The organism is Mitsuaria sp. RG, from assembly GCF_028369275.1.
Taxonomy (GTDB): Bacteria; Pseudomonadota; Gammaproteobacteria; order Pseudomonadales; family Pseudomonadaceae; genus Aquipseudomonas; species Aquipseudomonas peradeniyensis.
This window is the reverse complement of record NZ_JAQMYQ010000081.1, coordinates 1-10,972: the sequence shown is the minus strand read 5'-3', so window position 1 is coordinate 10,972 and position 10,972 is coordinate 1. Positions and strand designations below refer to the sequence as shown.

Genomic DNA, 10,972 nt, shown 5'->3' with positions numbered 1-10,972 from the left:
ATTCCAAAGCCCCTGATCGCGATGCGGTCGGGGGCTTTGTCTTTTCAGGGTATCAATGCACGAGCTCCCTGGGCCGTCGTGAAGGGAACGGCATTCCCAGGCACAGCACGGCCCCCTGTAGGAGCGGCTTCAGCCGCGATCACCCGCGAAGCGGGTGCCAGACACCGAGTTGCTTGCATCGCGGCTAAAGCCGCTCCTACAGAGATCTCTTTTCGCCGTGCAACAGCACAGCCCGAAGGGCTATCCCTTACTCCCTTATCTCCAAGACAAAAAAGGCCGCTCCCGGTTGGGAGCGGCCTTTTTGCTACCGGGGCATACGCCCCTGCCAGTGCTATCAGCTCAGCAGATTACGCACATTGCCCATCGCCTCATCGGCAAAGCCCTGCAGGAACGCCTGGAAGCCCGGCAGGGTATCTGGACCACCTTCCCAGGGCTCGGCCTGGATGGTCCAGGTCGCACGGCTGCGGCTGGCGTCGATCGTCTGCACCTCCATGGCAGCCCACAGGTTGCCGATATTCAGGCTGGTGTAGATCAGGCTCCAGGTCATGTGCATGGCCTGCTCGTCACGGCTGTTCAACTGCTCGATCACCACGTTGCCATCCTTGAACAGTTTCTTGCGCACCGAGCGCACGCCACTGCCGGTCATTTCGATATGCGCCAGCGCGGGGATGAACACCGGGAAGCCGGCGAAGTTGCCGACGATATTCCACACGCTGGCGGCCGGGGCGGCGATCTCGACGCTGGAAACCACCAGGCAGCCTTGCGGGTTGCGGATCAGGGTGTCGGGTTTGAGTGCTTGCATGGGATGTTGCTCCTGTTGTGGATAAAGGGGGTCAGATAAAGCCGATGTCGGCCAGGTAGCGGCAGCCGCGGCTAAGCAGCGCCGGGTCCTTGCTCGGGTAACGGGCGCCCATGCGCTGCACGCCGGCACGGGCGTTGTCGTGGGCGATGCCGGAGATATCGCCGATGTCTTCTTCGAAGCCGTCCAGGTAGAAGCCCAGGACGTCGTACAGCGCGTTTTGGCGGTCGACCCGGGCCAACTGGCGCTGCCACTGCTCGACGCTGACCAACTCGAAGGCATGGCCCTGCGCATGGAACGACGCCAGGTAGTCACGCCAGCGCAGTGGCTCGGGGTTGTGCAGGTTGAACACGCATTGGCCAGCCTGGTGGCGGCTGCTGTGGAAGGCGATGAAACGGGACAGGAAGTCCACCGGCATGAGGTCGAAGTCGATCTCCAGCCCCGGTACCTGGCCCAGTTGCAGCGAACCCTTGAGCATCAGCATCAGCCGGTTGCGCTGGGGCTGGCAGGCGCCCGTGCGGCTGTCGAAGGTGATGTTGCCGGGACGGAACAGGTTGACCCACACGCCCTGCTCGCGGGCACGGCTGAGGATGCGCTCGCCGACCCATTTGCTCAGGTTGTAGCCATTGCGGATGTAGATCGGCGGGGTACTGGCCGGGTCGCTCTCCAGCACGCGACCGTCGCCGTCCACCGCGCTGCACGCGGACAGGGTCGAGACGAAGTTGAAGATCTTCTTGCGTCGGCCTTCGCACAGCCGCAGGCACTCGAACAACGGCTCGATGTTGTCGGCGGCCAGCACCTCGTAGTCGAGCACATGGTTGACCTGCGCGGCGTTGTGCAGCAGGGCGCCATAGTGGTTGTCCAGGTCGTCGTAGTCGGCCTGGGACAAGCCCAGCAGCGGCTTGCGCAGGTCTGCCTCGAGTACCCGCACGCGGCCCAGGTCCAGGTCGATATGGTTGTCCTGCAGGGCCTGGGCGAAGCGTTCCTCGGCGGACTGCCCACCGGCGCGACGTACCAGGCAGGCGACTTCGGTGGCGCCCCATTCCAGCAAGGCTTCGACCAGGTGTACGCCAAGGAAGCTGTTGGCCCCGGTGACGATGACCTTGTGCACATCGCCCAGACGCTCCATCGGCAGTACCTGCAGGCCGAGATCGCGGTTGGCGTCCTGCTCCAGGCGCGCCAGGGAGGTCGGCAGCGCATCATCGTTGCCGTCGAGCAGCGCGCCCAGGCGCCGCAGGGTCGGCTGCTCGATGAAACGGTTGATGGTCACACCCTGGCCGAAGTGTTCCCGGATCTCCAGCAACAGGCGCGACAAGAGGATCGAGTGCCCGCCCAGGTTGAAGAAGCTGTCGTCCAGTGAGATGTCGGCTGGCGGCAGTTCCAGCAACTCGCTCCACAGATGCAACAGGCGCTTTTCGGTGTTGGTCTCTGGTGCGATGTGCGCGTTCGCCGACAGGGCCAGTGGCTGTGCCGACAGCGCCCGGCGGTCCACCTTGCCGTTGGCGGTATAGGGCATGTGCTCCAGCACCTGGTAGAACAACGGGCGCATGTAGTCGGGCAGGTGCCGCTCGGCATGTTCGCGCAGCAAGGCTTGCGCATCGGTCCGCTGTGGGTGGGCGAGGAAAGCCAGGATCCGGCGCTGCGCGTCGATCACCACCGCCACCTGGGCGAACAGGTGGCTGTCGCGCAAGCAGTGCTCGATCTCCTCGGGCTCGACCCGAAAACCTCGGATCTTCACTTGGTTGTCACGCCGTCCGCACAGCTCGATGCCCTGGGCGGTCCACTTGCCGATGTCTCCGGTGCGATAGGCACGCAGCGTGCGGCCGGCGGGCAGGTCCAACTCGACGAAGCGTTCGGCGGTCAGTGCCGGCTTGTTCAGATAGCCCAGGCCGACACCGGGCCCGGCGATGTACAGCTCGCCCGGGGTCTGCTCCGTTACCGGTTGCAGCGCCGGGTCGAGTATCAGCACCTGGGTGTTGGCGATCGGCAGGCCCAGGTTGCGGTTGCTGTCACCACTGGCGAACACCCGGGTGGTGGCCAGCACTGTGGTTTCCGTCGGCCCGTAGATGTTGTGCATCCGGCACTGACCGGCCAGGCGGGCGATGACCTCCGGCTCGCAGACGTCGCCGCCAGTGACCAGGTGGCGCAGGCCGAGGTGGACATTGCGCGGCAGGATGCTCAGCAGGGCCGGTGGCAGGAACGCGTGGCTGACTTCCTGGCTGTGGATAAGTTGTACCAGCTGCTGCGGATCGCGGCGCTGATCCTCACTGGGCAGCACCAGTTCCGCACCGCAGGCGAAGGTCGGCAGGATATCCAGCAGTGAGGCATCGAAGCCGATGGTGGAGAACTGCAGCACTCGGCTGTGCTCGTCCAGGGCCACATGCTCACGGTACCAGGCCATGAAGTGCGTAAGGTTGCGCTGGCTGAGCAGCACGCCCTTGGGCTGGCCGGTAGTGCCGGAGGTGTAGATCGCCACGCAGGCCTGCTCGGCGCCGGCCTGGCGCAGCGCCAGGCCGGGCAACGGCATGGCCGGTGTCGCCGCGATGCCGCGAATATCCACATGAGAGATATCCACAGGCGCCTGCCCGTCATGCAGCACGACGCAGGCACCGGCATCCTCGAGGATCGACTGGCGTCGTTCGGCCGGCGTTGCCGGGTCCAGCGGCAGGTAGATGGCGGCGCAGCCCAGCACCGCCAGCAGGCTGGCATAGAGGTCGGGCGACTTGCCCATGCACACGGCGACCACGGGTGGCTGTTCACCTGGCTCGGGCAGCAACGGCGCCAGGGCCTGCTGGATGGCGACGGTGCGGGCATGCAGCTGGCGATAGCTGGAGCGCTGGCCGGCATGGTTCAGCGCAGGGCATTCGGCATGCAGGCGCAAGCTGTGCTCCAGCGTATCGATCAGGCCGGTTTCGGCCTTCTCCAGCAAGTCAGCGCGCAGTGTGCGGTTGAATGGGTGGCGGTAGGCCAGAGCCTCCAGCCAGTCCAGGCCGTGCTCGCGCTCCTGGTCGCCGGGGCTTGCCGCGGGTGCTTCCTGCAGATGCGCCGGATTGCGCGCAAAGCGGGTGACCTGCAGGGCCAGTTGATCACACAGGGCCTGCAGGGCGTCTTCGCGCAACTGCTGGCCGTTGCCGGCACTCGGCGCGGGGATCGCAGTTCGCTGGATCAGCCGCTGGGCGCTGGCACTGCCGCACCAGCACAGGGCTTCCAGTTGCGGCAGGGGCTCGGCGAAGCTGGCGCCCAGGCGCAGCCTGAGCAGTGGCGTGTTGCCCAGGGCATGCCAGTCGCAGCTGCCCAGGGCCAGGCTGCCATCTTCCACCACCAGGTCCGGCCGGGTCGACAGCTGCTGGCGCAAGGGTTGCGCGCTGTCGGCGGTGGCCGAGCCATGGCCGTGCTCGTCGAGCAGCCGGGTGAATGCCTCCAGGGTGGGGCTGGTGCCCACCAGGAGTATGTCGAGGCGTCTCATGTCCAGGTCCTCAGGGCAGGTAATCGCGCAGGGCGTCTTGTACGCAAGGCGACTCGAGCATCGAGCTGCTGCGGAAGAAACGCAGGATGTTGCCCAGCAGCGGATGCTGGTGATTGATCGGGTAGGCCAGGCCTTGCGCTTCTTCGCGCAGGGCCTGGCGCACCGTTTCATTCACTGGCAAGGCGGCGATCAGGGCACAGTCGAACGCCTGCTGGATGTCGCTGGTCAGGTACTGACGCAGGAACAACGGCAGCACCTTGGCGATTGCCTGGCGATCCGCCTCCGGCGCGGTGTGCCAGTAGATGCGCGTCAGCCGCGCCCAGAAGCTTGAATGACGGCCTTCGTCCAGCAGGTGATCGGCCATCAGTCCCTTCACCGAGGGCTTGACCGAGTCGTCCTTGGCAAAGGCCGCGACATCGTCGGTCAGGGTGTTCTCGGCGATGCCCACGCAGATCAGCTCCAGCGCATCGCGCAGTGCCTCGGGCACTTGTTCCAGCACGGCCGGAATGGCGCGGCTGAGTTCGATCTCCTGGGGCAGGGCGATTGGATCGATGCCGGTCAAGGCGATGGTCTGCTGCAGGAAGTCCATCGCCACCAGGGCGTGATAGTCCTCGTCCACCACCACGGTCATCGCGTCGTAGCGGCAGGCGAACGGGAAGCGCACGGCAAAGCGGTCCTTGGCGATGCGCCGGGCGGTGCGGTCGACGATTTCGGTCTCGAAGATCACCACATCGTTGATGAACTTGTAGAGACTTTGCACCAGCACGAAATCACGCAGCTGCGGACATTCGCGCTGGAACGTCGCGCCGAGCACCAGGGGTTGGCGGCTCAGGGGGTAGATCAGTCGCTGGTCATCCTCCACCAGGCGCCGGGGCCGGGTGCGGATGGTCGCCCGAGCCTCCCAGGCCTCGGCAAAGGAGCGGTACTCGAGGGCATTCATGGGGTGACCTCGGCGACAGGTGTCTGCAGCGAGGCACGCAGGCGGTCCCACAGCGCCATGCGGCTGTCCACGGCGGCGATGGCGGCCACGTAGACGTCTTCCTGGCGCAGCGGGTCGTGGTCGACCAGGCGGGCCAGCAATTGTTCGGCGGCAGGCCCGTGGTCTTCGGAGTCCACCTCGATGTGGCGTTGCAGGTAGTAACGGAAGGTCGGAGCCTGCTCGGTGCCGATGCCCCACTCGTCGAGGATCTGCTGGAACATCGCCGGGATCACGCTTTCTCGGCCATGCAGGAAGGCGGCCGCAACCCGGTGGGCCGGCGCGTCGATAGCCACCTCGAGGGTGTCGCGGACGAATCGCTGGGCGGCTTCACTGGCACCGCAGCGCTGCAGGGCGTCAATGGCCGTGATGCCTTGCTGTTGCAGGCTGATGAAGCGATCGATGGCCTGGGTGCTGGCGCCGACCTCGCGCATGGCATCCAGGTACAGTTCGAAGTGGCTGTAGTGACCGTGGTCGAGGCGGTCATCCGATTCTTCGCCCAGCACGATCTCGTTGATCAGGCGTGCTGCGGCCGGGTCCGCAGGTGGCAGCCATGGCAGGCTGACGCAGGTCAGCTCCTGCTGCAGGCGCTTGGTCAGCGACATGAAGTCCCAGACTGCAAAAACATGGGTTTCCATAAATCGACGCAGTGTCTGCAGCGAGTCGATCTCGGAAAAGAGCGGGTGCAGGGAAAGTTCATGTTTCTTGTCGGAAAGTGTGCGCTTCAATGTGCTCATGATGAGGTCCGTTATGGATGGAATTCAGGGATCAAGTTGCTCTGCGCATTGTTCGCTATATAAATTCCAGGCGAAGAGATACCTCGAATGAAATTTCGACATCGAACAACGGATAGAGGCCGGCAGGGCTTGTCTGGCAAGGCGTCCACGGTGATACCTGGCCGCCCTTGGCTGGCGCTATAAAAGTTAGAACAACTTCAAAGTTCGCCGCAATTGTTTTTTTGATTATTTTATGCTCGGACTTTTCTTGAAATATAAGTGCCCGAATAAAACTTTGGGTAAGTTTTATTTTGGCAATATGTGCTCCTTCCGATAAATAACGATCAGAAAAATAGACACAGAGTGAATGCCTCACTCGGAGCACTGGTGAACGGAGATGGGAGAGTGACTATTGGAGGGCGGCTGATCGCGTGCGGTCCTTGCCCCGGTGCCAGGTTCCTTCTACTGGTGAATGAGGAGGCAGGCGGCCAGGTCCACGTCTGATGATCAGCGGCCGCTGCGGGGAGTAGAGTGTGCCCAAAATGCTGGCACTGCCATGGCCAGCAGCAGACCGGGCAGAGTAAATGCCCTCTTGGTCAGCGTATGGAAGGCAGGGGGAAGGTCAGTAACTGAGCAGCCCGAGGTGGCTGTTGAAGATGCGCACCAGGCGCTGGTTGAGCAGCGAAGCATCGACCGATGGCAGCGGCAACTCGATCAGCTCCAGCTCTCGGCGCACCAGACTGTGCCAGCCGAGCATCGCGGCCAGGGAGCCGGGCGGGTACAGCACGGTCATCGGCACCTGCAATGGAAGGTTGCTGGTACTGAACTGCGGGCTGTCACAGCTTGAAACAAACAAGTGACGGGTCTGCCCCGGACTCGTCTCCTGCACCTGTTGGATCAGGGCCAGGGCGATGTGCGCGCCCAGTCCCTGGGCGAACATCGCGTGGGGTTGTGCAAGGTAGGGTTGGAGCTGTTCGCGCAGGGCCTGGGTCAGGCGCCCGGCCACGGGCAACGCGGTGGACTGTTCCAGGTCGGCAATGCTTGGGACATCGACCGCGACCAGTTCGATGGGGTCGCTGAGGGTCCTTGCCCAGGTACGGTACTGGGCAAGTTGCTGCCGGGTGCTGGCCAGGCAGATCAGGCGGATCCTGGACGGCTGGTCGGGCGTGGTTTCCTGTCGCGTCTGCACGTGCACTGCCGTTCCTTGTGGCGGATCGTGTCTGCGCAGCGACGCGGTCGCTGAGGTCGGCTGCGCGGTTGAGCAGGATCAGTTGCCCGATTGCCTGTCGAGGTAGCTCCTGATGGTGCGCGCGGCATGGTTCAGGTGCTCTTCCAGAAGCTCGATGGCTCTGTCCACCAGTTTGTCGCTGGCGGCGTCGACCAGGGCGATGTGGTCGTCCTGGGTGAGCTTGCCCAGCCCCATCGAGGACAGGTGGAAGCGCAGGAAGCGTTCCTCCTCGTTGAGCTCGATCTCGATCATGCGCAGCAGTTTCTGGTTCTGCGCCTTGCTGTAGAGGGCCATGTGGAACAGACGGTTGAGCCGGCCGATCTCGGCGTGGCGGGTCTCATTTTCCAGCTGGCGGATGTATGCCCTGGCCTGGGTGATGTCGTCGGCATCGAGCAAGGGGATCGACTGACGCAACGCCTCGGTCTCGAGCAGCACGCGCAGGGCGTAGGTGTCGACGGCATCCTCGCCGATCAGTGGTGCCACAACCGCACCTTTGTGCATCACCACCTGCAGCAGCGACTGGGCCTCGAGCTGGCGCAGCGCTTCGCGCACGGGCATGCGGCTGACGCCGAACAGGGTCGCCAGCTCTTGCTGGCGCACGGCGGTGCCCGGTGGCAGGCGGCCGTCGAGGATGGCACTGCGCAGGCGCTCTTCTATGACACTGCGGGCCAGGTGCGGCGGTACCTGCTCGCTGCCCAGCACGGTGCTCAGGAGTTTGGGTTTCTCAGCCACGCGGGGTTCGCCTCGGCAACATGAAAATTGGATCCAATAACCCTAGTGAGGGAAGGGGGCGCTTGTCAAACGGATTGATCAAGCGGGTGCGCCATGGCGCACTCACGAAACGCGGCTATCGTGAAGCAAGTTGTCGGCATTGGGAAGATGGCCAAGGTCGCCAGCCCTTGTACGAAGCGGGTTTGCCGACAGTTGGCAGCACAGGCACCCGGTGCCATTGTCTTTTGCCGCGCCAGCCCGCACCATCGCTGCTTTCGACTGATCTGAACGGGTGTCCGCAGTGGCGATACCTTGGCCTCTCAATGCGACCGCACGCCGGCTCGGCCTTGCCGTGCTGCTCGGCTGCCTGTGGCTGGGCGCTACCCAGGCGGATTGGGACTTCTCGCAGATCAGCCGCCGTGCGCAGGCCCTGTATGGTCCGCTGGGGCCGGGGCAGGGGCGTATAGATGCCTGGCAGAACCTGCTGGCGACACAGAAGCAGGGCAGCGAGCTGGAGCAGTTGCAGGTAGTCAACCTGTTCTTCAACAAGCAGTTGCGCTACGTCGAGGACATCGACCTGTGGCACGAGGTCGATTACTGGGCCACGCCGGTGCAGTCGCTGATCAAGGGCGCGGGCGACTGCGAGGACTATGCCATCGCCAAGTACTTCAGCCTGCGGCGCATGGGCGTCCCGGCGGAAAAGCTGCGCATCACCTACGTCAAGGCCTTGCGCCAGAACCGTGCGCACATGGTCCTGACCTATTATTCAAGCCCACAGGCCCAGCCGCTGGTGCTCGACAGCCTGATGGACGCGATCAAGCCGGCCAGCCAGCGTACCGACCTGCTGCCGGTGTATGCCTTCAACGGTGAAGGCCTGTGGCTGACCGGCGCTGGCGGCAACAAGAAGGTCGGTGACACCAAGCGCCTGTCGCGGTGGCAGGACTTGCTGAAGAAAATGCAGGCCGAAGGGTTCCCGGCCGAACCGGTTTACTGAAGGAGCACAGATGTCACTGTTCAAACAATTGCTGCTAGCCATTTGCCTGTTCCTGGTGGTCGCCTTCAGTGGCAGCTTCATGGTCAGCCTGGAGAGCTCGCGCAGCCAGTATGTCAACCAGCTGCGCTCCCATGCCCAGGATGCGGCGACCGCGCTGGCGCTGTCGCTGACGCCGAACATCGATGACCCGGCGATGGTCGAGCTGATGGTCAGCTCGATTTTCGACAGTGGCTACTATTCGAGCATCAAGGTCATCGACCTGGATTCCAATGCCGTGCTGGTCGAGCGCCATGCCGAGCCCGATGCGGGAAGCGTGCCGGGCTGGTTCATCCAGCTGATCGGCCTGGACCCGGCCGGTGGCGACGCCATTGTCAGCCGTGGCTGGCAGCAGGCGGCGCGGGTCGAGGTGATCAGCCATCCGATGTTCGCCCTGGCCAAGCTCTGGCAGAGCGCCCTGGGCAGCCTGGGCTGGCTGCTGCTGTGCGGCGCGGCGAGTGCGGTGCTCGGGGCGCTGCTGCTGCGTCGCCAACTGCGGCCGCTTGACTATATGGTGGCGCAGTCCCACGCCATTGCTCGCCGTGAGTTCCTCAGCCTGCCGGAGTTGCCGCGCACACCCGAGCTGCGCCGGGTGGTGCAGGCGATGAACCAGATGGTCGAGAAGCTCAAGGCGCTGTTCACCGAACAGGCCGAGCGCAGCGAGAAGCTGCGTGCCGAGTCGTACCAGGACAGCCTCACCGGGCTGGCCAACCGTCGATACTTCGAAATGCAGCTCAACGCCCGGGTCAGCAATCTGGAGGAGGCCCGTGCCGGCTACCTGCTGTTGCTGCGGGTCCAGGACCTGGCGGGCCTGAACGCGCGCCTGGGGGGCCAGCGCACCGATCAGTTGCTGCAGGCGGTGGGCGAGCAGTTGCGCCGCACCTGCGCGAACTTCCCGGAGACCAACGACCTGATCACCCGCAGTCGTGGCGGCGAGTTCGCGGTGCTGGCGCCGGGCATGGTGTATGAGGAGGCGATCCAGTTGGCTCAAGCCCTGGAGACCACCTTGCAGAGTCTGCACGAGACCGGCGCCAGCGATGTCGACCCGGTGGCCTGCATTGGCCTGGCGCCTTACAGCCCCGGGGATGCCCCGCAAGCGCTGCTCAAGCTTGCCGACGAGGCCCTGGCCCGCGCCGAGAGCCAGCCCGCGCCGGGCTGGGTGTGCCTGGAACAGGGCGCAGCGGGCCAGGCCGCCGACAGCCACCACGCCTGGCACACGCGCCTGGACCAGGCACTGGACAAAGGGCAGTTCGAGCTGTTCTTCCAGCCCGTCGTGGATGCCAGGGCGCCGGAGCGGGTGCTGCACTACAAGGTCATCTCGCGCCTGCACGACGAGCAGGGTGAAGCCCTGGCGGCCGGCCGCTTCCTGCCGTGGCTGGAGCGCTTCGGCTGGATGGCGCGGCTGGACCTGCTGGTGCTGGAGAAAGTGCTCAGGCACTTGCAGGGACATGGCGAGGCGCTCGCGCTGAACCTGTCGGCCGCGACCCTGGCCGATCCCAAGGCGCTGCAGCGAGTCTACGAGCTGCTGGGGCAGCATGGCGCGCTGGGGCGGCGGCTGACCTTCGAGATCGGCGAAGAGCAGTTGCCCGAGCAATCGGTGCTGGAGCAACTGACCCGACGCCTGCGCGCCCTGGGCTTCAGCCTGGCGCTGCAACGCTTCGGCGGGCGCTTCAGCATGATCGGCAACCTCGCCCACCTGGGCCTGGCCTACCTGAAGATCGACGGTGGCTATATCCGCAGCATCGACCAGGAGCGGCACAAGCGCCTGTTCATCGAGGCCATCCAGCGCGCGGCGCACAGCATCGACCTGCCGTTGATCGCCGAGCGGGTAGAGACCGAAGGGGAGCTGAAGGTACTACGGGAGATGGGCGTGCAGGGAATTCAAGGGCAACTGGTAGGTGGGCCGGCACCCTGGCGTTAAGTTAAAGCCTGTGGGAACGGATAAACCCGCTCTCATGGAACAAAACACAATTCTTTGATTTGACTGAGGCAGCGTGGGGGGGGGGGGGGGGGGGGGGGGGGGGGGGGGGGGGGGCGGGGGGGGGG

The 10,972-nt window shown here is 64.7% G+C and carries 8 protein-coding genes; 2 read left to right on the top strand and 6 right to left on the bottom strand.

The window, feature by feature from the left end; genetic code table 11:
- Positions 1-334: 334 nt before the first annotated feature.
- From POF53_RS25440 to POF53_RS25415, 6 genes are all read right to left on the bottom strand, one after another.
- A complete protein-coding gene (locus POF53_RS25440; RefSeq protein ID WP_232857779.1) occupies positions 335-802 on the bottom strand; it encodes an SRPBCC family protein in 468 nt (155 codons plus the stop codon).
- Between the two features lie 31 nt (positions 803-833).
- Complete coding sequence (locus tag POF53_RS25435; protein ID WP_232857778.1) at positions 834-4,265, bottom strand: amino acid adenylation domain-containing protein; 3,432 nt, start codon at positions 4,263-4,265, stop codon at positions 834-836.
- 10 nt (positions 4,266-4,275) lie between these two features.
- On the bottom strand, positions 4,276-5,205 hold the full coding sequence (locus POF53_RS25430) for a diiron oxygenase (protein WP_232857777.1): 930 nt from the start codon (positions 5,203-5,205) through the stop codon (positions 4,276-4,278).
- Positions 5,202-5,978 (bottom strand): DUF3050 domain-containing protein, encoded by a 777-nt coding sequence (locus POF53_RS25425; RefSeq protein ID WP_203649461.1) that lies wholly within the window; start codon positions 5,976-5,978, stop codon positions 5,202-5,204. Before POF53_RS25425 ends, POF53_RS25430 begins: the two co-directional genes overlap by 4 nt.
- Positions 5,979-6,579: 601 nt before the next feature.
- Positions 6,580-7,146 (bottom strand): hypothetical protein, encoded by a 567-nt coding sequence (locus tag POF53_RS25420; protein ID WP_203649463.1) that lies wholly within the window; start codon positions 7,144-7,146, stop codon positions 6,580-6,582.
- A gap of 78 nt (positions 7,147-7,224) precedes the next feature.
- Positions 7,225-7,917 carry a GntR family transcriptional regulator gene (locus POF53_RS25415; protein ID WP_203649465.1) on the bottom strand — a complete coding sequence of 231 codons (693 nt, stop codon included), beginning with the start codon at positions 7,915-7,917 and terminating at the stop codon, positions 7,225-7,227.
- Between the two features lie 280 nt (positions 7,918-8,197).
- Between POF53_RS25415 and lapG the strand changes: the two genes are divergently transcribed.
- Both lapG and lapD read left to right on the top strand, forming a co-directional pair.
- Positions 8,198-8,890 carry a cysteine protease LapG gene (gene lapG, locus POF53_RS25410; RefSeq protein WP_498969975.1) on the top strand — a complete coding sequence of 231 codons (693 nt, stop codon included), beginning with the start codon at positions 8,198-8,200 and terminating at the stop codon, positions 8,888-8,890.
- 10 nt (positions 8,891-8,900) lie between these two features.
- The gene (lapD, locus tag POF53_RS25405; RefSeq protein ID WP_232857776.1) at positions 8,901-10,847 is read left to right on the top strand and encodes a cyclic di-GMP receptor LapD; all 1,947 of its coding nucleotides are present in this window, start codon (positions 8,901-8,903) and stop codon (positions 10,845-10,847) included.
- Positions 10,848-10,972 lie beyond the last annotated feature (125 nt).

Coding starts and splice junctions, on each gene's coding strand:
- POF53_RS25440 (WP_232857779.1), bottom strand. CDS start 802: ATGCAAGCACTCAAACCCGACACCCTGATCCGCAACCCGCAAGGCTGC.
- POF53_RS25435 (WP_232857778.1), bottom strand. CDS start 4,265: ATGAGACGCCTCGACATACTCCTGGTGGGCACCAGCCCCACCCTGGAG.
- POF53_RS25430 (WP_232857777.1), bottom strand. CDS start 5,205: ATGAATGCCCTCGAGTACCGCTCCTTTGCCGAGGCCTGGGAGGCTCGG.
- POF53_RS25425 (WP_203649461.1), bottom strand. CDS start 5,978: ATGAGCACATTGAAGCGCACACTTTCCGACAAGAAACATGAACTTTCC.
- lapD (WP_232857776.1), top strand. CDS start 8,901: ATGTCACTGTTCAAACAATTGCTGCTAGCCATTTGCCTGTTCCTGGTG.